General features: G+C 44.0%; 24 protein-coding genes and 1 pseudogene. 20 read left to right on the top strand and 5 right to left on the bottom strand.

All coding sequences use genetic code 11. The features are described 5' to 3' along the window. Positions 1–58 precede the first annotated feature (58 nt). On the bottom strand, positions 59–445 hold the full coding sequence (locus F6X55_RS03415) for a hypothetical protein (protein WP_153461962.1): 387 nt from the start codon (positions 443–445) through the stop codon (positions 59–61). Between the two features lie 377 nt (positions 446–822). On the opposite strand from F6X55_RS03415, the gene F6X55_RS03410 reads away from it, so the two are divergent. Continuing rightward, the gene (locus F6X55_RS03410; RefSeq protein ID WP_153461960.1) at positions 823–2,286 is read left to right on the top strand and encodes a protein adenylyltransferase SelO; all 1,464 of its coding nucleotides are present in this window, start codon (positions 823–825) and stop codon (positions 2,284–2,286) included. Positions 2,287–2,477: 191 nt separating this feature from the next. Here the strand turns inward: F6X55_RS03410 and F6X55_RS03405 are convergent. Continuing rightward, positions 2,478–2,995 (bottom strand): annotated as a pseudogene (locus tag F6X55_RS03405) (DUF6141 family protein). A gap of 228 nt (positions 2,996–3,223) precedes the next feature. Between F6X55_RS03405 and F6X55_RS03400 the strand changes: the two are divergent. From F6X55_RS03400 to F6X55_RS03355, 10 genes are all read left to right on the top strand, one after another. Then, positions 3,224–3,661, top strand: coding sequence for a VOC family protein (locus F6X55_RS03400; protein WP_026570696.1), 438 nt, complete (start codon positions 3,224–3,226; stop codon positions 3,659–3,661). A gap of 195 nt (positions 3,662–3,856) precedes the next feature. After that, positions 3,857–4,657, top strand: a complete 801-nt coding sequence (locus F6X55_RS03395) for an RNA polymerase sigma factor (RefSeq protein ID WP_153461959.1) — start codon at positions 3,857–3,859, stop codon at positions 4,655–4,657. Positions 4,658–4,675: 18 nt separating this feature from the next. Continuing rightward, a complete protein-coding gene (gene clpP / locus F6X55_RS03390; protein ID WP_026771520.1) occupies positions 4,676–5,269 on the top strand; it encodes an ATP-dependent Clp endopeptidase proteolytic subunit ClpP in 594 nt (197 codons plus the stop codon). A 301-nt stretch (positions 5,270–5,570) separates the two neighbouring features. Continuing rightward, positions 5,571–5,852, top strand: a complete 282-nt coding sequence (locus tag F6X55_RS20385) for a P-loop NTPase family protein (protein ID WP_419866459.1) — start codon at positions 5,571–5,573, stop codon at positions 5,850–5,852. Between the two features lie 327 nt (positions 5,853–6,179). Further along, positions 6,180–7,349 (top strand): sensor histidine kinase, encoded by a 1,170-nt coding sequence (locus F6X55_RS03380; RefSeq protein WP_153461956.1) that lies wholly within the window; start codon positions 6,180–6,182, stop codon positions 7,347–7,349. After that, positions 7,327–7,962 carry a response regulator transcription factor gene (locus F6X55_RS03375; protein WP_153461955.1) on the top strand — a complete coding sequence of 212 codons (636 nt, stop codon included), beginning with the start codon at positions 7,327–7,329 and terminating at the stop codon, positions 7,960–7,962. Before F6X55_RS03380 ends, F6X55_RS03375 begins: the two co-directional genes overlap by 23 nt. 133 nt (positions 7,963–8,095) lie before the next feature. Next, entirely contained in the window at positions 8,096–9,028 is a 933-nt protein-coding gene (locus F6X55_RS03370) for an ABC transporter ATP-binding protein (RefSeq protein WP_026570687.1), read from the top strand. An 11-nt stretch (positions 9,029–9,039) separates the two neighbouring features. Beyond that, complete coding sequence (locus F6X55_RS03365) at positions 9,040–10,320, top strand: ABC transporter permease (RefSeq protein ID WP_026771516.1); 1,281 nt, start codon at positions 9,040–9,042, stop codon at positions 10,318–10,320. Position 10,321: 1 nt separating this feature from the next. After that, positions 10,322–11,422 (top strand): ABC transporter permease, encoded by a 1,101-nt coding sequence (locus F6X55_RS03360; RefSeq protein ID WP_153461953.1) that lies wholly within the window; start codon positions 10,322–10,324, stop codon positions 11,420–11,422. Between the two features lie 159 nt (positions 11,423–11,581). Then, a complete protein-coding gene (locus tag F6X55_RS03355; RefSeq protein WP_026570684.1) occupies positions 11,582–12,049 on the top strand; it encodes a DinB family protein in 468 nt (155 codons plus the stop codon). Positions 12,050–12,331: 282 nt separating this feature from the next. On the opposite strand, the gene F6X55_RS20015 is transcribed toward F6X55_RS03355, so the two are convergent. After that, on the bottom strand, positions 12,332–12,472 hold the full coding sequence (locus F6X55_RS20015; protein ID WP_162832883.1) for a hypothetical protein: 141 nt from the start codon (positions 12,470–12,472) through the stop codon (positions 12,332–12,334). Between the two features lie 345 nt (positions 12,473–12,817). Between F6X55_RS20015 and purT the strand changes: the two genes are divergently transcribed. Together purT and F6X55_RS03345 are read left to right on the top strand one after the other, a co-directional pair. Further along, entirely contained in the window at positions 12,818–14,014 is a 1,197-nt protein-coding gene (gene purT / locus F6X55_RS03350; RefSeq protein WP_153461951.1) for a formate-dependent phosphoribosylglycinamide formyltransferase, read from the top strand. 24 nt (positions 14,015–14,038) lie between these two features. Continuing rightward, a complete protein-coding gene (locus tag F6X55_RS03345) occupies positions 14,039–15,118 on the top strand; it encodes a threonine aldolase family protein (protein ID WP_153461949.1) in 1,080 nt (359 codons plus the stop codon). A gap of 148 nt (positions 15,119–15,266) precedes the next feature. Here F6X55_RS03345 and F6X55_RS03340 read toward each other — a convergent pair whose 3' ends face one another. Continuing rightward, complete coding sequence (locus F6X55_RS03340) at positions 15,267–15,563, bottom strand: hypothetical protein (RefSeq protein WP_026570681.1); 297 nt, start codon at positions 15,561–15,563, stop codon at positions 15,267–15,269. A 141-nt stretch (positions 15,564–15,704) separates the two neighbouring features. On the opposite strand from F6X55_RS03340, the gene F6X55_RS03335 reads away from it, so the two are divergent. The 5 genes from F6X55_RS03335 to F6X55_RS03315 all read left to right on the top strand — a co-directional run bounded on the left by F6X55_RS03335 (position 15,705) and on the right by F6X55_RS03315 (position 21,006). Then, the gene (locus F6X55_RS03335) at positions 15,705–15,884 is read left to right on the top strand and encodes a hypothetical protein (protein WP_153461947.1); all 180 of its coding nucleotides are present in this window, start codon (positions 15,705–15,707) and stop codon (positions 15,882–15,884) included. A gap of 315 nt (positions 15,885–16,199) precedes the next feature. After that, entirely contained in the window at positions 16,200–16,856 is a 657-nt protein-coding gene (locus F6X55_RS03330) for an alpha/beta family hydrolase (protein ID WP_153461945.1), read from the top strand. Positions 16,857–17,535: 679 nt separating this feature from the next. Continuing rightward, positions 17,536–19,455, top strand: coding sequence for a threonine--tRNA ligase (gene thrS, locus F6X55_RS03325; RefSeq protein ID WP_153461943.1), 1,920 nt, complete (start codon positions 17,536–17,538; stop codon positions 19,453–19,455). 787 nt (positions 19,456–20,242) lie between these two features. Beyond that, on the top strand, positions 20,243–20,476 hold the full coding sequence (locus tag F6X55_RS03320; protein WP_153461941.1) for a hypothetical protein: 234 nt from the start codon (positions 20,243–20,245) through the stop codon (positions 20,474–20,476). Between the two features lie 23 nt (positions 20,477–20,499). Next, positions 20,500–21,006 carry a GNAT family N-acetyltransferase gene (locus tag F6X55_RS03315; protein ID WP_153461939.1) on the top strand — a complete coding sequence of 169 codons (507 nt, stop codon included), beginning with the start codon at positions 20,500–20,502 and terminating at the stop codon, positions 21,004–21,006. A 30-nt stretch (positions 21,007–21,036) separates the two neighbouring features. Here the strand turns inward: F6X55_RS03315 and F6X55_RS03310 are convergent, their stop codons facing one another. Continuing rightward, on the bottom strand, positions 21,037–21,930 hold the full coding sequence (locus F6X55_RS03310; protein ID WP_026570676.1) for a fructose bisphosphate aldolase: 894 nt from the start codon (positions 21,928–21,930) through the stop codon (positions 21,037–21,039). A 272-nt stretch (positions 21,931–22,202) separates the two neighbouring features. On the opposite strand from F6X55_RS03310, the gene F6X55_RS03305 reads away from it, so the two are divergent. Both F6X55_RS03305 and F6X55_RS03300 read left to right on the top strand, forming a co-directional pair. Then, on the top strand, positions 22,203–22,613 hold the full coding sequence (locus tag F6X55_RS03305; RefSeq protein ID WP_026570675.1) for a hypothetical protein: 411 nt from the start codon (positions 22,203–22,205) through the stop codon (positions 22,611–22,613). Then, entirely contained in the window at positions 22,582–23,751 is a 1,170-nt protein-coding gene (locus F6X55_RS03300; RefSeq protein ID WP_153461937.1) for an amidohydrolase family protein, read from the top strand. Before F6X55_RS03305 ends, F6X55_RS03300 begins: the two co-directional genes overlap by 32 nt. Positions 23,752–23,773: the final 22 nt, after the last annotated feature.

Raw genomic sequence — 23,773 nt, 5'->3', positions numbered from 1 at the left:
GTAAAAGATGAATGTGCACTAACGAAATCATTTATTACAACCATCAGTAAACACTACCTTATGTGGAGGATTTTCTTTCAACTATCCCTGAAAAGTTTCTTCTGTAGCAGAACAACATAAACCCATGCAGGATGACAAGTAAAATAGCTAAAAGGAGTAAAGAATGATCGAGGAATATATGAAGTAAGAGAATGTTGGCGATAATTGGTGCCAATATCGCAAGGGCTAGTGGAACAAACCGATTAATCAATAATAATAAACCACAAATAATCTCTAATGATTTTTCAAAGATAAGCAGATGTTGAAACTCAAACAACACCATTGCTTCAGGACTGGTTGCAATAAATGGTTCTAATTTGAAAATTACAAAACAACCATTTATTCCTGCCGTTAGGAATATGAAACCTAAAGAAAACCTGGAGAAAACAAGAAAGTAATTGGTCATTTCACACACCTTCTTACATTTTTATATTTATAAGGATTATAACATTAAGAACGGGGAGTAGATGGAATTGTGGTTGCACACTTTTATGTAACAAAGCATTTATCTTGTTCTTCAAAATCATATGCCATGTCAATCCGTAAGTATTCCAGATATTTCATTATGGGTCACTAAAACAAAGGGAGATGAACTTTTGACTACGCCTTTTTTGGTTAATCATGATTAGCTGATAAAATGTTTGATTTAAAAATCGGTTTATAATTTAAATGATTTTGCCGATTCGTTAAATATCATCCGTTCCAAAATCCATGCATATGATTTTCGCATCATTGGAGAAAGATATAGGATGGAAGTAAGACAAAACCAATCGAGGAGATATCATGACACATAACAACATGGGATGGAACTTTGACAACAGCTATGCACGTTTGCCGGAACGTTTTTTTGAAAGTGCGGAGCCGACGCAGGTGTCCTCCCCAACAACAGTTCTATTTAATAAGGCACTGGCAGAGGATTTAGGGTTGGACATAGACGAATTGCAAACGGAAAAGGGTACTGCGGTTTTTGCCGGGAACACACTTCCGGAAGGAGCACAGCCGATTGCACAGGCCTATGCAGGTCATCAGTTTGGAAATTTCACCATGCTTGGTGATGGACGGGCGGTCATGCTCGGTGAGCAAATCAAGCAAGACGGGGCAAGGAAGGATATCCAACTCAAGGGATCTGGGCGTACACCTTTTTCCCGTGGTGGTGACGGTCGTGCCACGCTTGGCCCGATGCTGCGCGAGTACATCATAAGCGAAGCGATGCATGCTCTTGGAACACCGACCAATCGCAGTCTGGCGGTAGTGACCACCGGAGAATCTGTGATGCGTGAAATAGAGCTTCCTGGCGCTGTTCTTACCCGAGTGGCAGACAGTCATCTGCGGATTGGCACGTTTGAATATGCGGCCCGCTGGGGGACTGAAGAGGAGCTCCGCGAATTGGCGGATTATGCGATCAACCGGCATTATCCGGATATCGAAGACAATCCAGACCAGTACCTGACCTTTTTCCGGGAAGTAGTCAAGCGGCAGGCGGAATTGATCGCCGACTGGCAGCTTGTCGGCTTTATCCATGGCGTGATGAATACCGATAACATGACGATCAGCGGTCAAACGATTGATTATGGTCCGTGTGCGTTTATGGATAAGTATGATCCGGCTACTGTGTTTAGTTCGATTGATGTGCAAGGACGGTATGCATATCAAAACCAGCCCGGAATCGGCCAATGGAACCTGGCTCGCTTCGCCGAGACTCTGTTACCGCTGCTTCATGAAAAGCAAGAGCACGCGATCAATCAGGCGAAAGAGATTCTTGGTGAATACAAGGATTTCTATGATGATCACTGGATTGCGGGAATGAGGAAAAAGCTAGGGCTTCTCGACAAGGAGGAGCACGATGAAGTGTTGATCCAAGACTTGCTCGATATCATGGAGGACACTGATGCCGACTTTACCAATACCTTCCGCGCTTTGACGTTAGACATACCGGAGAAGACATCAATGCATGGTACGGAAGCATTTACGGACTGGTTCCAAAGCTGGCAGGAAAGGCTGTCCAGGCAGGAAAAATCAAAAGATGAAGTTCATCAATTGATGAAGCGGTCAAATCCCAATGTGATTCCCCGCAACCATCTTGTCGAGGAAGCATTGGAAGCTGCAGTTCAAAAAGGAGATTTTACCTTGACAGAGCGGCTTATTGAAGTGCTTTCCTCGCCGTATGCTTATACCGACAAACAGGAGCCTTATACTGAATTACCAGAACCATCCGACCGTCCATTTCAGACTTATTGTGGAACGTGAGGTTATATAAGTAGTCCCCTGTATCGAAGGGGGACTACACCTTGCCCGACCACCTGTGAGATGCCTGACAACAAGCAACCAGTTGGAAGGTATGGGGGTAAATTATAGCACCAAGCTGGAGACAACTTTAGCTATGTTGCCGGGCTCTCATTTTTGATTCAGTATAACCATTCACACCAACTGGTGGCGGACTAATTTTCATTGTGTTTTACTACAGAATCCAACGCTTTTTTCAATTCTTCCGGTTTTTGAGTACCAATTATCACTGTGTTATCTTTCAACTTTAAAACAATCCCTTTATTTCCACTCATATTATAAGCTGTTTCACCCCTTGTATTAATGCGGATTCCCCAACCTCCAAATTTTTTTAGTGAGTTGTAAGTAATCCTTTCATAGTCGTGTAGATCTCTGAAAAGGTATTTCTTGTATTGAAACTGAAACGGGAAAAAACGAACGTAAATTCCATCTTTACGAACTTCTATTATAAGCTTTAGTAATCCAAACAACACTGGAATAGTAACACCAAATATCAACCAAAATACAACAGTTATCACATCCGGTGCAGGGTTATTACCTATAGGAGAACCAAAAATAATTTGTTGAATGAACCAATACCACATGAAAGCAACAATCAGTAAAATCAATCCCCATAACCAAATTGGCGTGGTCGCTGGACTTCTCGATACTCCATTTTATTATTCTCTGTCATAAAGCTACTCCTTTTTATTTACTATATGTTTCTATTAAAGCACATATCAGGAGACGTTGCCGATGTGAATGTCGTTTCTTATTCAACTGACAGGCAGGTTAACCTTTGTGTTCAATAAATGGACTAGTTTGTTGAAAGGATAAATTCTGTTTTTTAGCGAATAGAATAACAAACAAACGTATCAAGAATACAGATATGGAACAATAACAGAAACAAGGGGGTAGGAATATGCGAATAAGTAGAATAGATCATGTAGGTGTAATCGTAAACGATCTTTCTGCTGCTAAAGAATTTTTTCTCGATTTTGGCCTGGAAATGCTTGGAGAAGGAGAAGTGGAAGGTGAGTGGGTCGAGCGAATAATTGGACTTAATGGCGTCAGAGAGACGGTTGTTATGTTAGGGATGCCGGATGGACAGGCAACTTTGGAGCTGGTCAAATTCCATACACCGGAAGATGAAAAAGGTATACAGCAATCTTTTGCAAATACTTTGGGTATCCGGCATATTGCTTTTGCTGTAGAAGATATTGAAGGCGTGGTGGCTAAATTGAAAAAGAAAGGCACGGAACTTTTTGGTGAGATACAAAATTACGAAGACACTTATAAGTTATGCTACATTCGTGGGCCTGAGGGGATTATTTTAGAATTGGCGGAGAAAATCAGGTAATTAAAAAGGGTATAAAGCAATGCTGTTTGATTTAGAAGATGGGATAAGCAGTAGTAGATAAAATGTGTTTGATCGCTGGCTTCAGACCTATTGTGATACTTGATTTTTTTGTGCTTAATTTCAAACACCCGTATCTTTACGACTCCGCTTTTCGTTTATAATAAGTGAAAGACTAAATTCAAGGAGTGATTGGCAATGCGGCCGCTTGTTAACCAAACTCCAGCCGAAACGAAGGAAACCTTCACAAATGCTATCGAAGCCTATGTGCCCCAATTGAAGAACTATTGTATTTCGCTGACCAATTCGAAGTGGGACGGTGAAGACCTTATGCAGGAAACGCTGGCAAAAGCCTATCAAAGTCATAGGAAAGAAACGAGACCAATCAGCAAAGCATACTTGTATCGAATCGCTTCCAACACGTGGATTGACCAATACCGCAAGCGAAAGCCGGATGAAGACTACAACAGGGAGCTATCGATTCTGCCGGCGGAAAATGCTGCGAATTCCGACTTCGTTCTGGAAGCAATTGAAACGGCGTTGCGTCAGTTATCCCCCAAACAGCGGGTGTCCCTCCTATTGACAGAAGGGTTTGGCTATACAGCCTTGGAAGCAGCCGAACTGATCGGAACCAGCGAGGGAGCAATCAAAGCAGCGCTGCATCGGGGCAGAGCAAATTTGAAACGGCGAAGAAATTGGCAAGAGAGTGACTCGGATGAAGAAACCGTAGCAGATTATATAACAGCCATTCATCATGCGAATCCGCAAAAAGTCATCGAGCTCTTTAAAAAGGAAACACAGGAACTAACGATGGCTTTGCGTTTTTCCGGTTCGCGAGCTGCTTCTTTTTCCGTCGTTCCGATTTCAACGGGAAATACTGTCTATGTAATTGTTACGCTGTCTTTGCCAGATGGAGAGATGCTGGCTGTTCCGTTTTATCGAAAAGAGTGGCGGTCTCTATTGGCCTTGATAGCAGGGGAGGTTTCCTTCGCGGCATAACGAAAGGAGTTATGTGAAATGTCCAATGTCATACCTTATGTGGTGGAACAGACAAATCGCGGAGAACGATCCTATGATATTTACTCACGGTTGTTAAAAGATCGCATCATCTTTCTCGGTTCAGAAGTGACAGATGAGACAGCGAACAGTGTAGTGGCCCAGTTACTGTTTCTTGCTGCGGAGGATCAGGAGAAAGACATATCGTTATACATCAACAGTCCTGGCGGCTCGATTACAGCAGGTTTTGCAATTTATGACACGATGCAATTTATCAAGCCGGATATTCAGACAATCTGCACCGGGTTGGCCGCATCGTTTGGTGCAATGCTTTTAGTTGCAGGAACGAAAGGGAAGAGGATGGCCTTGCCAAACAGTGAAGTGCTGATCCATCAGCCGCTGGGTGGCGCTAAAGGTCAGGCAAGCGATCTGGAAATCAGCGCACGCCGGATTTTGCAAATGCGGCAACGTATTAACAACATTATTTCCGAGAGAACCGGACAGCCAATCGAAAAAATTGAAAAAGACTCTGACCGTGACTATTTCATGACCGCCGAAGAAGCGAAAGAATACGGGATGATTGATCACGTCATTCATTCCAAGGATGCACTGTAAAAACGGGAAATGGCCGATCCAATTACTGGGTCGGCCATTTTTAATGCTCCGGCTTTTGCCCTAGAGCAAGCTTGTCGGCGGTAACTTGAAGAGATTGATATAAAAAAGTGAAATAAACTGTTAAATGAGCCATCGAGAAGAAAAGAAGACCATTCTCAATGCCAGAATAACTGTAATGTTATGGAATAGTTTTTCCGTTTCTAATGAACAAGTGTGTAAAGAATTTTTTAAACAAAAAGGAATATTATGTCCTTAAATAGAATGTTTTTAGAAATAAATTAATTTAGGTTAGGTGGTTTTTTTGGAAAGAAATGTCCCAAATAAGATACATATTATCGGCTCCGTTGGAAGTGGTAAAACAACGTTAGCCAAAGAACTATCTTTAAAGTTAGACATACCATACTATGAATTGGATAACGTTGTTTGGATCAGGGAAAAGTCCGGAGACATAAGAAGAACAGAAGAAGAAAGAGAAGCGTATCTCAACAGGATCATCCAATCAGAAAGTTGGATCATTGAAGGGGTGCATAATGAAAATTGGGTAAGCAATTGTTTCAAAAGTGCAGATATAATAATTTTTTAGACACAAAATATACAATAAGAACTTACCGATTAATTAAGCGATTTCTTAAACAAAAACTTCGAGTAGAGAAGTCATAGTACAAACCGACATTAAAAATATTCTTTAAGATGTTTAAATGGAACCGATATTTTGAGGAGGTAGGGAAAGTCAATTTTTTTCAATAACTATGACATCTATAAAGAAAAAATAGAAGTGATTAACAATACAGATACTATCAATAAATATTTCGATTAACGTTTACGGTTGTTTCCGAAATAATTAAATAATCTCCCGCAACCATCCTCATAGGTGATATAGTATTAACAAAGTTATTTTTTGGAGGATTCGATGTACCGTTATTCATTTTGGCTTTGGTTTTTAATAGTGGCGGGGCTGTGGGGTGTTGCTCTGTTGCAACCGCAGGGAGTAGTCGGGATTTCTCCCGCCCGATGGATGGGCAGTGCTTTGTTTTTTGCTTTGTATTTTTTGCTTCCGCTCTTCCGCATGCGGGAAACAGTGCAGGCGATATTATTAAGCAGCTCCGGTCTAGTCACCATGGCTGTGTTCTGGCCGTTACATACAGATACGCTTAATTATTTCAGCTTGTTGTTGTTTGCTTACTTGGCAGGAGAGGCTGCATATCGTCTATCTGGCCGTCATGCGCTTATTTCCGGGGCGGTAATAGGAATTTGTGTCGTTCTCCCAATAGTTGAAGAAAACGGGGAATATTTTTCCTTTTCTTTTTTGTTCTTTTATCTGGGTATGCTCGGCTTGGCACTCTCCTTCTTTCATCGTACCCATCAGGAAGCAGAGGAAGTTAGAGCGCGGTACGACGCCTTGCTCCATGAATACCGCGGCTTGAAGCGGAAAGCCGTTTCGGATGAAAAGCTGGCCAGGCAACAGGAACGAACGCTAATCGGCCGGGAAATTCACGACAGTGTCGGCCATAAGCTAACCAACTTATTGATGCAGCTGGAAGTGGCACGGATGGAAGCGGATGAAACCGAAAAAGAACGAATCGGTCTGTTAAAAGGATTGGCCCAGGACAGTCTGGAAGAAACCCGCCGGGCCGTCAAAGCATGGAACGAGGAAGAGATTGGCGGTATTCCGGCAATGATTCGTCTGATACGCAAGCTGGAGGCAGAAAGCTATATCCGTATACAGTTTTCCGTCAAAAACCGCGCTTTTTCAGCACGGTTGGCGCCTGAACAAGCTGCAGCAGTATATCGGGCTGTGCAGGAATCATTGACCAATGTGATGCGCCACGGGCCGAAAAGAGAAGCTTCCATCCTATTTGAATCAGCAGGTGAACGCATCTTCCGGTTTGAAGTCACCAATCCGATTCCGTCTGGTTATCGGTTTGAAGAGGGGTATGGGTTGACCGCCATGAAAGAACGCGTCCATCAGGCTGGTGGAAGTTTGGAAATCATGGCATATAACCGCTTATTCATTGTGCGGGGGGCGTTTCCGCTGCAAAAAAAGGAGGGTGTCGCAAGTGGTTCGGATTCTATTGGCTGAGGATCAGTCGCTGGTCGCTCAGGGGCTTAAAATGATGATGGAAACAGAGGAGACCCTGCAGGTGACTGGGGAAGCGAAGAACGGAAAGGAAGCGATCGCCCTCTGTGAAAAACAGCAATTCGATTTGGCAGTCCTGGATATCCGTATGCCCGAAATGGACGGACTCGAAGCGGCCAAGGAAATCCGCAGCCGCTGGCCAAGTATGAAGATTTTGATCCTGACCACGTTTAACGATGACGAGTATGCCTTGCAGGCACTGCGTTTAGGAGCTCATGGCTACATGCTCAAGGATGCGGATGCCGAAACGCTGATCCACTCGGTGAAAAGTTGTCTCGCCGGCGGTTTGCAGATACAGGGCGAAGTAGCGGCCAAAGTGATGCCGCGCCTTCTGTTTGCGAATAATAAAGAGGTGCAAAGAGAACACCATTTAACACCCAGGGAACTGGACATTTTAAAACAAATCGGTGAAGGGAAAAGCAACAAAGAAATTGCAGCAGAATTGGCTCTATCGGTGGGAACGGTAAAAAACCACACCTCCCAGCTGTTGGATAAACTCGGGCTACGGGATAGGACACAGCTGGCTATTTACGCAATACGGAATGACTTGGTATAAAAATGTGACGCAGGTCATGGTTTGTCATTTAGATTAGTGACGGAAGACAGTATGCACGCTGTCTTCTTTTTTTTATACTTTAAAAGACATAAACCAAATCTGGTGGAAAATGGTGTTGAAGGGGGAAAGCGCTGTGCTGGAAACAACGAATTTGAAAAAAGCATTTAAAAAGAATGTAGCGGTATCCGACGTGAATTTATATTTAGATAAAGGGGAATCCGTCGGCTTGCTTGGACCGAATGGGGCTGGCAAATCGACGGCGATATCGATGATTTCATCGCTCGTTAAACCGAGCGCAGGAGATGTGACATGGCATGGGAAGAGCGTGGTCAAAGATCCGAATGTCATCCGCATGCACTTGGGAGTCGTGCCGCAGGATATCGCGCTATATAAAGAATTAACGGCTGTGGAAAATCTGCGGTTTTTCGGAAGGATTTACGGGTTGAGAGGCAAGGAACTGGAATCGCGAATGGCAAATGTATTGGAAATCGTCGGTCTGACCGAGCGCAAGAATGAACTGGTCAAACATTATTCCGGCGGGATGCAAAGACGGGTGAATATCGCGGTTGCCCTCCTTCATGAACCGGAGATCATCATCATGGATGAACCGACGGTTGGAATCGATCCGCAGTCACGCAATTACATTCTGGAAATGGTTCAAAAGCTCAACGAGGAGCAGGGAATGACTGTGTTGTACACAAGTCATTATATGGAAGAGGTCGAAAGGCTTTGCGATCGGATTTACATCATGGACCACGGCAAGGTGATCGCCTCTGGAACCAAACAGGAACTCACCGGCATTTTGTCCAGTGAAGAAACGATATGGTTGGAGCTCGATCGATCGTATCCCGGTCTGGTAGCTGAGTTGAACGACATGGAGGAAATACTCCGGGTCATCGAGACAGACAAAGGCATCAAGCTGATCACGCCGAAAAACAGCAGGCTGCTCGGGAGTATTTTTCAGGCTGCGGAACGGCAGCAGGCGCAAATCATCAGTTTGAATGTTCAAGTTCCGACACTTGAGGATGTATTCTTGCATCTAACCGGGCGCAAGTTGAGAGATTAGGGGGAGTATGGATGCTGACATTTTTAAAAAAGGACGTAGTCGTACTGCTTCGGGATCGAACGGAGCTGCTGGTGTTGCTTTTAATGCCGATTATATTGACGGTGATTTTGGGGTTTGCTTTGAACGGAATGTTTGCCGGTGGCTTTACTTCTTTCGATATGAAGGTCGCGGTGGTAGACCAAAATGATCGATCGGCAGGAATGGAACAATTCACGGAAGAAGTCAGCCAGCTTTCCATGCCTGATGCTGGTAAAAATCAACTCATGAAAGCAGCGGAATCTGCAGATCCTTCCGCCATGTTGACGAACCTGCTGGAAGACGAGGAACTCGGTCAGGTAATGGAAGTAGAAAAAATGAACGAAACCAAAGCGGAGCAAGCTCTAGGTGAGGGGGAAGTCACCGCCCTGCTGAAGATACCGGAGGATTTCACCTATCTATCGCTGAAAAGCATGCTGTTGGAGCAGGGGAAGGGTGCGGACCTTGAAGTGGTGGAAGGAAAGGATTCCGCTCTGATGGCAGGGATTTTTCATGACACGATTGATCGTTTCGTCCATACATTCAATTTTGAAGCCGCCGTTGCCAAAACTGCTGACGGGAAAGAAATGCCCGGTCCGGCGTCTGGTGGAACGGGGGAAGGTTTGGGAGGAACGATTACGGTGACAGAGCAGGAGCCGATCACCTCGATAGAATATTACTCGATAGGAATGGCTGTCATGTTTGCTATGTATGTTGCTTCCACGATTGCCTCCAAAGCTTATGTGGAAAATTATCAAAACGTCTTTGCCAGGATTCTTTTGTCTGGAAAACATCCACTCCTTTATTTATCCGGGAAGGCGATTTCCACATCCGTCTTAGTGTTTATGCAGCTTGTTCTGTTGTTTAGCATGGGAAGGTTTGTGCTTCATGCTTTTGCCGATAATTCCTGGCGGTTTTGGCTCGGTATGCTGGTGATCAGTGCTGTGTTTTCTTTATGTATCGGAGCATTGGGGGCTTTGTTGACGGCCATTACGGTGAAAGCGGAAAGCAATGTTGTTCCGGGAATTTTTTCTGGCGGTATTGTTTCTGTATTGGCCATGCTTGGAGGAAGCTTTTTTCCTGTCTCGGGCATGCCGGAATTGTTTACAAATCTCGGAAATTGGACACCGAATGGAATCATGTTGAATACAACATTACAGTGGGCACAAGGTCTTGGCCCATCGTTTATCACTCCCTTGATTGTACGGTTGCTGCTCTTGACCGTGTTGCTTATCGGACTCAGTCTGCTTATTTTTTCGAAAAGGAGGGCGGCCTGATATGAAATCCATTTTTCTTTTACAGCTGCAGCGACTGCGCCGTGAACCGATGCTGCTGCTTTCCATGACAGGAATGACCTTTCTCTTTGTGTTTTTTCTTGGAGGCTTCGGAGCCTCCGATCAAGTGGAAGTCCCGGTCTATTTCGACCAGTCGATGAATGGAAAGGAACAGGATATCCTGCTGGAAAGACTCAATCAATCGGAAAGCTATAGGTTTACAGAGACGGACCAGAAAACAGCAGAAAAACAGGTGGCATTAGGCGATATTCCTTTCGCGATGAAGGCCATGCCTGATGACTACCGGATGCTGATTGCTGCAGATGATCCGAACCAGGTGCTTGTCGATCAGTATGTCAAACAGGTCTATGCCGAAGAATTGCGTCTGCAGGAGGCAGAAAGCGCCACAGGGGAAACGGATTTGCGCAACGGGGTGGAAGCAGCCTTGAAGGAAGCGCCGATTGGATTGACCACATCGACAGCTGAAGGGGAGTCGACCTCTGGAGAATATTCCCAACGCAATCATTTCTTGTTTGGCATGACGCTGTTCTTTTCGATTTACACCATCATTTTCAGTTTGAGTAAAGTGGCCGAGGAGAAACGGACCGGTACCTGGAACCGGGTGATTTTGTCGCCTGTTCGCAAGTTTCACTTGTACATCGGTCATTTAGCTTATTCATTTATGATTGGCTTTTTGCAAATCGTGATCATCTTTTCCATCTTCCGTTATGGTTTTGATTATTATATAGGTGGAAATATCGGCCTGATGCTATTGACTGTAGCCTGTTACACATTTGCAGTGGTGGCATTGGGGATGCTGTTGTTAGGATTGGTGAATAATCTCGAGCAGCTTAACGCCATTGTACCGATTGTCACGGTTAGTATGGCCATGATCGGCGGCGCCTATTGGCCGATCGAAGCGGTCAGCAATAGTATCCTGCTCGCAATGTCGAAGATTGTTCCGGTGACATACGGCATGGAGGCATTAAAAGGTTTGGCGTTGGATCAGTCGTTGTCTGCTTTGGCTCAGCCGTTGGCGATTTTGATCGTAATCGGGGTTTTTTGTATGGGTATCGGAATAAACTTGATGGAACGTAGAGCGTGAGAATCACCTTTCATACGAGAGGGCAGTCCAGTAGACAGGATTGCCTTCTTTGTTATGATAAGAGGGAAAGCGTTCCACCTTCTCTTTTGCTGGGTACATGGCATAGGTGGAAGGCGAAAGGAGAATATCATACAAAGAAAAGAACAAGGAGGCATTTTGATGAGCAAAGTAGAAGAAATCAGGGATAGCTGGTACAGTCACCGGCAAGTATTGCAGGAATTATTGGAAAAAATCGATGATAAGCATGTTGATTTCAAGCCTTGGGACGGGGCGTTTACTTTAGGTGGACTTGCTGTTCATTTGGCGACTTCCATGGAGATGTTCACCAAATCTACCAAAGAAGGTGTGTTCACTTTTCCAGATAGCAAGCCGGAATTCGAGACATTGCAGGACGTCCGGAATATAGTGGATAACTATACGCAAACTACGTTAAAGCTTTTTGAATCGATTTCGGATCACCATTTGGATAAGCGGTTAGAGATGAACGGGTTTGATGCACCTGCGGCTGTTTGGCTGGGCAATGCGAGAGACCATGAAATTCACCATAAAGGACAGCTTTTTACTTACGCGCGAATGGCAGGAGTGGAAGAAGTTCCGTTTTTTATGAAACAACCGACCAAAGGTTGAATATAGAATGGGTTGTGTTCAACAGTGCAACTCTCCACTCCGGCAAAGGAAATTCGTTTTCTACGGGCACGCAACCCCTTACTGTTACCCGTGGAAAGATAGGAACCTCGCCTCAAATAAAAGAATCATAGGAACCAGAGCAAAAACCGAGCGAATTCGATTAGAACTCGTTCGGTTTTCGCTTTTGTTGCCTTCTTTGTCCAGGTTCTCTATAAGGATGGGGGTACGTGATACCGGAAAGTCCTTAGGGCTTGTTTTCCAATGATAAGATGCAAGAGGACTCTAGTCATCCATTTCTTTCATTTCTTTGCGTAATTTTTTTATCTCTTCTGTTTGTTCCAAGATATTGTTATTTACTTTTCTTAAAGCGTCATAGACAGCAAAAATGCCTGCGAATACTAGGAATCCGAATAGGATATTCAAGTTATAATCCCCCTTGATCATTTCATCATACTGATACTGATTTTAACATTCGTTTCTCTCTAACAGGAAAAAAATGAACCATTTATGCTGGCAAAGCAACGGAAATTGCTTTAAGCGAGAAACAAGGTAATTGAAGAGGACTATTTGCAACACCAGATACCACAGTTTGCTGCATGCTCAGATACCTAACCGCGATAACCGAATGACATACCGTATAAGAATATTTTAATTAAAATACGTACATTAAACATTAAATAGTATAATTAGTTCGTTTTTTAAAGGAGAATGGTTGTTTATAAAAGGCGTAAAAGGTATGATGTTCGTAAATGATGCAAGGGGGATTCCATGTTTGGAGTGACGGGTCAAGAAAAGGCCATAAAAATGGTGTTGCTAGGTTCTGGGGAACTAGGCAAAGAAGTGATTATCGAAGCACAGCGTCTGGGAGTGGAAACCATTGCTATAGACCGATACCCAGCGGCGCCTGCCATGCAGGTCGCCCATCGCCATTATATCATGGATATGCTCGATGGGATTCATCTAAGGGAAGTGATTGAAACCGAGAAACCGGATTTGATCGTCCCGGAAATTGAAGCGATTGCTACAGAAACACTGGTCGAACTGGAACAGGAAGGATATCGTATAGCTCCGACAGCTAATGCAACACAGCTGACAATGGACAGGGAAGGGATTCGTCGCTTAGCAAGTGAACAGCTAAAGCTCCCGACAGCAGGTTATGCATTTGCCGAATCATTGGATGAATTGAAACAAGCTGTACATAAAATCGGGACACCGTGCGTGATCAAGCCCTTGATGAGTTCTTCAGGAAAGGGGCAGACTGTTTGCCGTACCGAGGAAGAAATCGAAGCTTCCTGGCAGGAGGCACTGAAAAGCGGACGTGGCAAAAGCGCCAGGGTAATCGTGGAAGAATTCATTACGTTTGATTCAGAAATCACCTTGATGACCGTCCGATCCTCCTCCGGTACAGTATTTTGTCCGCCAATTGGTCACAAGCAACAGGACGGGGATTATATACAGTCCTGGCAGCCCCATCCGATGAGCGAGGGGCAAATCCGGGAAGCAGAAGACATCGCCAAAAAAATCACAGATCATCTTGGAGGTTTTGGTGTTTTCGGGGTAGAATTGTTTCTTACCAGACAAGGCGTTTACTTTAGCGAAGTTTCTCCACGGCCTCACGATACGGGGATGGTAACCATGGCAACACAGGATTTATCCGAATTTGCATTACATGTACGGGCGATACTGGGATTGCCGGTAGATAAGGTGACACTTACTTCTCCTGGTGCAAGTCAAGCGGTCAAATCGGCGAGCGATATGGAATCCTATCTCTTCGAAGGTGCTGAACAGGCACTACAGACTCCTGGTACTCAGTTAAGATTATTTGGGAAGCCTACAGCCTCGATCGGACGCAGGTTGGCTGTCGTGCTTAATAAAGCAGAAGATGTAGAAGCAGCAAAACAGCAAGTGGCAGAAGCGGCGTCCAAGCTGAATATAAAGAACACGGAGTCGGTGGAAAATAAATAGCTCTATAAAGAAAGGGGTGGAAGCATGAAAGCAACGTTGGCGGAAGCATTCAACCAAACGTCGTATCGGTTATCGGGCCATACACCGCGTAATCTAGAAGTGCTTAAACAGGCTTTGAATCAAGTGGATGGTGAAAGAGCGAGCGACCTGTATGGAAACGGAGAAATTATCGAGGGTTTTCAGCATAAAATGGCCGGATTCTTGGGAAAAGAGGCTGCAGTGTTTTTTCCGAGCGGCACAATGGCCCAGCAAATAGCGTTGAGAATATGGGCAGATGAAAAGCAGGTGAAGCGGGTCGCTTACCATCCATTGTCCCATCTGGAGATCCATGAAGAAGACGGACTGAAAGAGCTTCATCATCTCGAGACAATATTATTGGCAGACGAGAATCGTGTGATCGAGCTGGAGGATGTCACGGGGTTGGATAAAGAGATCGCATGCCTGCTGCTGGAGCTGCCGCAGCGGGAAATCGGCGGCCGGCTTCCGTCCTATGAAACCTTGGAAGCAATTTCGGATTATTGCAGAAAGCAGGGCATCCGCCTCCATTTAGATGGCGCGCGACTTTTGGAGATCCTGCCTTATTACGGAAAGTCTGCAGCAGAAATAGGTGCTTTATTCGACAGTGTCTATATCTCCATGTACAAAGGATTGGGCGGTGTGGCAGGTGCTATTCTTGCTGGTGAGAGATCTTTCACAGAGAAGTCCAAGGTGTGGAAAAGGCGGCATGGCGGTGATCTAATCAGCCTTTATCCGTACATTCTTTCGGCCGATTACTACTTTGAAAAACACAAGGACAAAATGGATCAATATTATCAGGATGCCGTGCAGTTGGCGGAGCAGCTTAATCGTTGCCCGTATATTTCAACATTGCCAGAAGTCCCGGTATCGAATATGTTCCACGTTTATATAGCGAAGGGGAAAGGGGTTGTCGAGCCTGTCTTGGCTTCAGTCTATGAGGAGACCGGGGTAGGCATCACAAGTTACATCAAAGAAAAGTATGACCAGGCTTGTTATTTTGAGGTAAGTATCGGCGATTGGTATCATGCTATCCCAAAAACTTCTTTGGAAAAAACACTAACTTTGCTTAAGGAGAGACTCAGATAGACAGGGGAATAGTAAACAGGAAACACTAGTGTGGCCTCATGTTAATCTAATAATTTCAATTTGCATAAGAAGCACTTTAATAGATCGAATCGTTATCAAAGTGCTTCTTTATATTGTTATATAAGGTTTTTAAGGTGAAAACATTCCGTTATGATCCTATATCTTTCAACCATTCCTTCAGCTTGGCTTTCGGATAATAAACTTTATGGTTGATGATGATATGGGGGATATCGGGAAAATCCTCTTTTAACGATTTTGCATCTTCCTTGGTAATCCCCATGAAATAATGGACTTCACTTTCTTTCAATAGTTGTTGGTCGTCATCGTCACTAAAGGTGTCCAACAATCCTTTTGTTTCAGGATTTTTGAAATTTTTCAGCCCTTCTCCAATAAAGTAACCAGCTGCAGCTATTCCAATTGCCAGCCAGAAAAAATCAAATTCCATGGCAATTCCTCCTATGTTATGTATATAAATTGCTTTGCTTTTGTTTACGTTTTTCTTCTCTACAAAGTTTCACTTTTTGTCCACCAGCGACAGGATGGTTGAATGGATTTTAAGCATGCTATCGGATAGGAGGTGAAAGAAATGCTGGCAGATGGACAAGATGAACACTTTGATGGTGAACGGGAAGGTGTTTATAACGATTCGATTGGAAAAGAAATCGGTGTGCAAAGCGATGCGGCTAAAGAATCGGCAAACCCTTTTCACGTGAAGGCACTGAAGAAAGAAAACGAAATGGGCCGTATGAATCGCACACGAAAGTGAGCAGGAACAAAAGCGCAAGCGCCTTGCTCACTCCCGCAAGCTTAAGAAAAGCCTCGGTGTGACGTTTTTTGTCACAGAGAGGCTTTTCTTAAGACCTCGGAGGTGTAGGCGCTGGAGCTGGATGATACAACCACACATAGAATTATCCATAAAAAGAAATATTACAATTTCCTAGACAGGGAAAACAGCGGTGGGAATGAAATCTCGCCGTTGTTTTTTTTCAGTTTAACTGTTGTGAATTATGCAGGAATTTGTTCTCCCTCAATCGAAAATATCAATGTCAATTCAAAAGGAAACCCAGTCAGGAGGATATAAATGCATATTGAAAAAGGAATAGCACGAAAAAAGGAAGGGGAATCGGTTCCTTACAGGTATTTTCGAAATACACCAGACAATAGTAAACTGTGTGTGATGCTTCCCGGATTAGGTTACACAACGGATCAGCCATTGTTTTATTATGCTACCGGCCTGTTTTTGGAAAAAGGATTTGATGTCTTACATGTTCAATATGAGCATGACAATAGTTCCTTTATTAAGCTGGAACGGGAAGAACAATTTGAAGTCATAAGTGATGATGTAGAGAAAGTACTGGGAGAGGTAGTATCCGCAAATAAAAACACGAATATTTTTATGATGGCCAAGTCTATCGGAACCGGCGGTCTTGCGCATTTGTTTCAAAAAAGCAAGGAGAATCTGAAGATTACAAAGGTAATCTGGCTGAACCCGCTGCTGCAAATAGATACACTTTATGACTGTTTGCGCAGTAGTCGGAAAGAGAGTTTATTGCTCACTGGTAATAAGGATCAATACTTTGTAAAAGAAAGGATGAGCGAACTCGCAGACAAAAGAAATTTTAAGACGCGGATTTTAAAAGGTGCCGATCATTCTTTGGAGCATGAGGACGGAATTTACCAGTCTATTGAATGCATGAAAGTTATCATGAAGGAAATAGATATGTTCACGAACGGATAATGGAAAAAGTGAATGATTATCAGTGCTTGAATCGATATGCGGAAGGTTTTGGAATCTAAAGTAAAATAGCTTCTTGACGAAACGGTTTAATTTTTATATAGTAAGTAATAATTTAACAATGAACAGTGCGAAGAAAAGGATAGGCGTTTTTCTTACCGGTTTACAGAGAGGGAAGTCAAGGCTGGGATCTTCCCAACGCAGGAGAAAAATGCACCACCTTCGAGCAGTATTGAGGAAATCAAGTATTCAATACCGCAACCGCGGCGATAAAGCGGAATGAGCCGTCACTTTTTTCAGGAGTGACGGGAAGCTGGGTGGAACCACGGGTCTGACACACACTCGTCCCTTTCGTATAGGGATGCGGTGTGTTTTTTGTTTGCAAAAAAATAGAGGAATATGCAAGGAAAAGGACAACAGTTTTTCTAAAACGGCCGACAGAGAGGGAGGTCAAGGCTGAGAGCTTCCCGGTGCAGATAGAAAAGCTTACCACCTTCGAGCAGTCCAGGGGAAGTTTTAGTAACCGGACCGCAGACGCTGCGATAAAGCCGTAACGAAGCTGTCTTGTATCATATTTACTTGACGGAAAGCTGGGTGGAACCACGGGTATCAAACACGCTCGTCCCTTATTTTTAGGGATGGCGTGTTTTTTTACTTATATGGAAAAAAGGAGCGAATAGGAATGGAATCTAACGAAATAATCGTCCGCTTCCCGGATGGAAGTGAGAAAAAGTACCGGCAAGGTGTAACGCTTGAAGAAATAGCGGGGGCGATCAGTCCGTCTTTACGAAAGAAATCGGTTGTCGGAAAAGTGAACGGCGCGTTGACAGATTTACGAAGCATTATTTCCAAGGATGCCGAAATAGAGCTGCTTGACGTTCAGTCACAAGAGGGGTTGAAGGTGATGCGTCATACTGTTGCGCATGTATTGGCACAGGCTGTCCAGCGTATTTACGGAAATGTTCATTTCGGTACAGGGCCGGTCATTGAAAATGGATTTTACTATGATTTGGAATTGAGCCAACCGGTTTCACAAGATAACCTGGAACAAATCGAGAAGGAAATGAGAAAAATCGTATCGGAAAATCTGCGAATCGAGCGTGAAGAAGTGTCAAGAAATCAGGCAAAGCAATTGTTTGCGGATGATCCGTTAAAGCTTGAACTGTTGGAGGATATCCCGGACAATGAACCAATCTCGGTGTATCGACAAGGTGAATTTATCGACTTATGCAGAGGGCCGCATCTTCCGGAGACTCGCCATATTAAAGCATTCAAACTGACACATGTCTCAGGAGCCTATTGGCGCGGAAACAGTGAAAACCAGATGCTGCAGCGTATTTATGGCGTGGCCTTCGCTTCTGATGCAGATCTAGAGGACTACTTTTCGTTTTTGCGGGAAGCGGAAAAGCGGAATCATCGCAAGCTGGGCCGTGAGCTGGACTTGTTCATGTTTTCGGAGGAAGCGCCGGGAATGCCTTTTTATTTGCCGAACGGACAGTTCATTCGCAACCGACTGGAATCCTTTTTGCGGGATATCCAAAATCGATATGGATATCAGGAAGTACGTACACCGTTCATGATGAATCAGCGGTTATGGGAACAATCCGGACACTGGAACCATTATAAAGACAACATGTATTTTTCCGAGGTCGATGACCAGCGATTTGCCTTGAAGCCGATGAATTGTCCAGGGCATATGTTGATTTTCAAAGACAAGCTACGCTCTTATCGGGAGCTGCCGATCCGTATGGCTGAGTTCGGCCAGGTCCACCGCCACGAATTCAGTGGTGCTTTGAATGGATTGCTGAGGGTTCGTACATTTTGCCAGGATGATGCCCATATTTTCGTGACAGCCGAGCAAATCGAGGACGAAATTACTTCTGTATTGAAAATGATAGATGAAGTATATCGTGCCTTCGGATTTGACTATTCCATCGAACTTTCGACAAGACCGGAAGATTCCATGGGGGAAGAGGCACTCTGGGATAAAGCGGAAGCGGCTTTAAAGGATGTATTGGAAAAACTGGATTACGACTACCGAATAAATGAGGGAGATGGAGCATTTTACGGGCCGAAAATCGATGTCCACATCAAGGATGCACTAAAGAGAAGCCATCAATGCGCGACGGTACAGTTAGACTTTCAAATGCCCGAACTATTTGACCTGGCTTATGTGGATGAAGAAAACCAGAAAGTCCGTCCTGTTGTCATCCACCGTGCCGTTTTCGGGTCGATTGATCGCTTCCTGGGAATTTTGATCGAACACTTTGCTGGTGCGTTTCCGGCATGGTTTGCGCCTGTACAAGTAAAACTGATACCTGTATCCAGTGCTGTTCATGGGGATTACGCAGTAGAAGTGCAAAATCGCTTACAAACAGAAGGGGTACGAGTTGAAGTAGATTTACGAGAGGAAAAAGTCGGTTACAAAATGAGGGAAGCACAAGTCAAAAAGACACCATATATAGTAGTCATCGGTGACAAGGAGAGAGTCAATCAATCGATTAATGTCAGGAAATATGGTCAGAAGGAATCGGAAGAATTGAAACTGGATGACTTTATTAATCGATTGAAGGAACAGGTTGATAAGAGAGAGAGTTTATAAGCAAATGCCATTTATTTGAGTGGGGAGGACAGGAAAACATAAAAAGGTCGGGAAAGAATAGGACCACCTGTAAAGAGGCTGGGACAAATGTATCTTGGTTAAGAATGCCGCTTTGCCAAGTGGATCTTCAGCTCGAGCTCATTCCGCAGGAGACTGCGTACCTTGCCTCCGTTCACGTAAAATTACTCGCAAACGAGCGAGGCGCCACTCCTGGCTGATTTCTGTTTTCTTCTCATACCGTTGCCTTGAAAGCTAAACCGTATGGAAAGAGGAGTACTTCTTTTTTATTTTTATGGTGTTGGTCCGCAAGCTTCAATTTCCAAATAAAATACCTTCCGTGCTGTTTTCATCTTCGTCTCTGTTTAGAAACCTTAACAGTCAGAAGAATACGATTCTATTTACTTTGTTTTGATTATAAAAAAATGGGACCCGAAAACGTAGCGGAGGCAAGATACGGAGACTCCAACGGGAATAGCTCGAGCTGAAAATCCCGGAGGAAAGCGTCTTTTGCTTTCTGAGGAAGTTGAAGCCGTGCCCGTGGAACACGTAGTATCTTGCCGTAGCAATCCCAGACACGTAAGTCTATCGAAGGAACACAAACTTTAAAAACCGAACGAATTTGATTGATCGTTCAAATTCGCTCGGTTTTTGTTTGGTGCCAAGCTTTTGTCCCGGCCGCTTTGCATTGGCTACTATGCTTTTGTCCGATCTGCTTGTCTTTCTATTAAAATTTTGCCATAATTTAGAAAAAAGTAGGGATATAATCTAAAAGGGAGCGTTAATTACTTTGCAGATAATAATGTTGATCGTGAGCAGCATCACTTTTGTTTTTTTCGGTATGGTCGTTCTGGTACCGTCGTTCAACCCACCTGATTATTTGCTGTTTGGTGTGTTGACCGTACTCTTGGTGTTGATGGGAACAGACAATCTGATGGACAGTCGGAAAAAGGTCGGAGTGATTTTTTTGGTTACGGCTTCTGTTACATGTTTGACCGCTCTAAAGGAAGTGATTGTCCATTAATATACAGGAGGGAGAGTTACCGTATGGATTACTCGTTGAAAAAAATGACCCAGCAGCAGGCGGAAGAAATCGCTTATCAGTGGCATTACCCAGATGAATATCGTTTTTATGATATGGAAGCGGATGAAGAAGATTTGGAAGAGTTTTTAGATGCAGATCAAAGAGCAGAAGATTACTATGTTGTTGAAAAGAATGGTCAATTGATGGGATTCTTTTGTTTTCATCCAAAGCAACATGGTAAGGTGGAAATCGGACTAGGGATGAAGCCGGAATGGACGGGTAAGGGAAAAGGTCTGGGCTTTCTTCAGTCTGGTCTACAATTCGTCATCCTGAATTATCGTCCATCAGCGATTACGTTATCCGTGGCAGCCTTTAATAAACGGGCGATCAAGCTATACACAAAGGCTGGCTTTGCGGAAACAGGTACATTCATGCAAAACACCAATGGAGGCTGTTATGAATTTGTTTCCATGGCATGGTCTCCTGACAGCCAACACAGGGAAAATGAGGAAACCAGCAAGTCTCAATGAGAGAGCTTGCTGGTTTTCTTCTCTAAAACTTTACTTTTTATTTACCGATGCATCGTAAATGGAATTCACGGCTTCGCCAAGGGCTGCATTGAATTCTTCTTCGCTTTGGTTGACATTCAAATCAGCGCTCAGTGCTCTGGAGAAGCTTGCAATCAGCCCGTCATTTTCTTTCAGCTTCTCGTTGGCTTCATCGCGGGAATACCCGCCGGAAAGCGCGACGACTCTTACAACGCGTGGATGGTCGATTAATTCTTTGTACGTGTTTGCCACCGTTGGAATCGATAATTTCAGCATCACATTGTCTTGCTCGTCCAGTTTATTTAAGTGGTCGAGAATTTCGTTTTTCAAAATTTGTTCGGATTTTTCTTTGTCATTGCTGTGGATATCCACTTCTGGTTCTATGATCGGCACCAAGCCGGCTTCGATGATTTGCTTGCCGATTTCGAACTGCTGCTCAACGACAGCTTTGATGCCTTCTGGGTTAGCCTCTTTGATGACAGAGCGCATTTTTGTACCGAAAATATTCCGTTCATTAGCACGTCTGAGTGTTTCCTCTAAGTCGTGGATAGGTTTCATCAATTGAACGCCGTTTGATTCATCGGCCAGTCCTTTATCGACTTTCAGAAACGGGACGATGCCTTTTTCATCCGCAAGGTAGTCAGCGGTATATTTACCCTCGATCTCACGGTCCATTGTCTGTTCGAACAGAATCGCTCCCAGAATGCGATCTGAGTCGAAAGCAGGGGATGTGATGATCCGTGTACGCATTTCATGGACGAGATCAAACATTTCATCCTCGTTTGAATAAGCATCTTCGGAAACGCCGTAACCCGCCAAAGCCTTCGGAGTACTTCCGCCGCTTTGGTCCAGGGCGGCGATAAAGCCTTTCCCGTTTTTGATTTTCTCGAATTGATTTGTTTGCATCTTTTCCACTCCTTTACCGATTTTCATTCACTTCTTCTGAACAGTACTAGAACAGAACGAAGTTTCCACCCTTTAGTTTAGCTTAAATAAAAGATAAGTTGTAGTAAACGGACTTGAAAAAGGCGAAGAAATGAAAAATGGGGGAAATCCACTTCTTTATTCATGGAAATACCTTTCAGACAGTGATAGCTCCGATTGGCAGATAGGAAAAGGAATCTTTTCTTCTATATAGAAGTAGTATTGTATAGCATGCTTACAAGGAGGGGGTTACGTTGCGGATAGAAGAAGAAGTCGCTGCCAAAGTTTATCGGATGAGAGAGCTCCACGAAGACTTTTCTAGAGGCTGTTATCAAGAAATGAATGACAATTATTCAAACCATTTTACCGGAAAGCTCTATATGCCTGCGATTGGGGAAGTAAGGACTTTTACAGGAGAAGAAATCAAGGAAGGGAACAAAGAGGCTGCATCTTACTATAAAGGGAAAAAGATCACGTTTATCTATTCGGGGCTGCAAATTGTCCCGCAGTCCGACAAACAAGCTGCTGTATCATATCACATCACTCACAAGTCGGACGGCAAACTTGTCAACGCACTCTCGTTGGAAGTATGGGAAAAAGAAAAAGATGGGGAATGGAGAATGATCAGGTGGTATGAAGAAAAAGGGATTGGAAGGCCGATCTAAGTGGTACCTGCTATATTTGTCCATTTATTTGGCATTTTTAGCAGGTGTCGTGTTTGCGGTGATGAATCAACAAAGCAAAGTAGTAATGTTAAATGATACGGAGTACACGCCGGATACCGCCATGCCGGAAGCTATAGCAGAAATGAGAAGGGAAAAGGGATACAAGCCGCTGCATGAAGTCTACAAAGACTTGCCGATTGTAGATGTGCACAGCCATAGTGTACATGATCTGCACAGGAGTGAAACGCACGATATGAGCCATGTAACGATCGGCAAAGACGTGTGGGAAAAATATGGTATCGATAAAACGGTCTTGTTCGGGGATGTTTCTGCACCGTCGGCTGTCCGCACAGATCGCCTTGCCTGGCGTTATTACAGGGAATATCCAGATTTAATATATCCATCTTTTTCTGGTTTTCCTTTGGAAAAGGGGGAAAATGGAATGGACAGGGTAAAAGAAAATCTGGAAAAAGGATACCTTGCAGTTGGAGAAGTTTATGCTGCATCGACTTATTCTCCAAGTGCCGATGTATTATGGAAAGGGCAGCATCCATATTGGGGGATACTCCCGGATATCTATCCATTACTAGCATCTTACCGTACACCGATTTTGCTGCATATCGATCCCCCGGAAGGTATTAACATAAATTATTTAAAGACAGCGCTTCGCAAAAACCCGGAAACGATCTTTATTTTCGCCCACGCAAATGTCTTTAATTCACCGGAAAACTTGGAGCGGCTGCTTGCTGAATTCGATAATCTATATATAGATTTTTTCGCTGGTTTTACCAAGTATAATTCAAATAGCAGTCACTCGCTGGAGGATTTTGTTCCGCTGATTGAAAAATATCCTGATCAATTTTTTCTCGGTTCTGATTCAGGGGTGGAGATCGGAATCGAAAAGGCATACCGGGCAATGTATGAACTAATTGATCGACTAAGCCCTGAAACAGCGGCAAAGGTTGCTTTTCAAAATTATGAGCGGTTGATAGAAGAACAGCCAGCGACCGAATTGCAGAAACAAACCATCAGAGAACTTGCGGCGGAATTATCGCTGGAAGGCAAAACGTATCGACTCAATAAACGCAAAGCCAATGAATTAATTTTTTCCTTGCAGGACCAGAGGTCAAGCCCGTGATAAAAAAGGTGAGCCGGAAAGA

This window comes from Sediminibacillus terrae (genome assembly GCF_009602435.1).
Classification (GTDB): domain Bacteria; phylum Bacillota; class Bacilli; order Bacillales; family Amphibacillaceae; genus Sediminibacillus; species Sediminibacillus terrae.
This window is presented reverse-complemented; position numbering and strand designations above follow the sequence as displayed.

Excerpts from the sequence above, each read along its gene's own strand:
- F6X55_RS03310 (WP_026570676.1), bottom strand. The coding sequence starts at position 21,930 with ATGCAAACAAATCAATTCGAGAAAATCAAAAACGGGAAAGGCTTTATC.
- F6X55_RS03345 (WP_153461949.1), top strand. The coding sequence starts at position 14,039 with ATGAAAGCAACGTTGGCGGAAGCATTCAACCAAACGTCGTATCGGTTA.
- F6X55_RS03400 (WP_026570696.1), top strand. The coding sequence starts at position 3,224 with ATGCGAATAAGTAGAATAGATCATGTAGGTGTAATCGTAAACGATCTT.
- F6X55_RS03380 (WP_153461956.1), top strand. The coding sequence starts at position 6,180 with ATGTACCGTTATTCATTTTGGCTTTGGTTTTTAATAGTGGCGGGGCTG.
- F6X55_RS03365 (WP_026771516.1), top strand. The coding sequence starts at position 9,040 with ATGCTGACATTTTTAAAAAAGGACGTAGTCGTACTGCTTCGGGATCGA.
- F6X55_RS03340 (WP_026570681.1), bottom strand. The coding sequence starts at position 15,563 with ATGGAATTTGATTTTTTCTGGCTGGCAATTGGAATAGCTGCAGCTGGT.
- purT (WP_153461951.1), top strand. The coding sequence starts at position 12,818 with ATGTTTGGAGTGACGGGTCAAGAAAAGGCCATAAAAATGGTGTTGCTA.
- clpP (WP_026771520.1), top strand. The coding sequence starts at position 4,676 with ATGTCCAATGTCATACCTTATGTGGTGGAACAGACAAATCGCGGAGAA.
- F6X55_RS03395 (WP_153461959.1), top strand. The coding sequence starts at position 3,857 with ATGCGGCCGCTTGTTAACCAAACTCCAGCCGAAACGAAGGAAACCTTC.
- F6X55_RS03335 (WP_153461947.1), top strand. The coding sequence starts at position 15,705 with ATGCTGGCAGATGGACAAGATGAACACTTTGATGGTGAACGGGAAGGT.
- F6X55_RS03410 (WP_153461960.1), top strand. The coding sequence starts at position 823 with ATGACACATAACAACATGGGATGGAACTTTGACAACAGCTATGCACGT.
- F6X55_RS03300 (WP_153461937.1), top strand. The coding sequence starts at position 22,582 with ATGAAGAAAAAGGGATTGGAAGGCCGATCTAAGTGGTACCTGCTATAT.
- F6X55_RS03330 (WP_153461945.1), top strand. The coding sequence starts at position 16,200 with ATGCATATTGAAAAAGGAATAGCACGAAAAAAGGAAGGGGAATCGGTT.
- F6X55_RS03355 (WP_026570684.1), top strand. The coding sequence starts at position 11,582 with ATGAGCAAAGTAGAAGAAATCAGGGATAGCTGGTACAGTCACCGGCAA.
- F6X55_RS03415 (WP_153461962.1), bottom strand. The coding sequence starts at position 445 with ATGACCAATTACTTTCTTGTTTTCTCCAGGTTTTCTTTAGGTTTCATA.
- F6X55_RS03360 (WP_153461953.1), top strand. The coding sequence starts at position 10,322 with ATGAAATCCATTTTTCTTTTACAGCTGCAGCGACTGCGCCGTGAACCG.
- thrS (WP_153461943.1), top strand. The coding sequence starts at position 17,536 with ATGGAATCTAACGAAATAATCGTCCGCTTCCCGGATGGAAGTGAGAAA.
- F6X55_RS03315 (WP_153461939.1), top strand. The coding sequence starts at position 20,500 with ATGGATTACTCGTTGAAAAAAATGACCCAGCAGCAGGCGGAAGAAATC.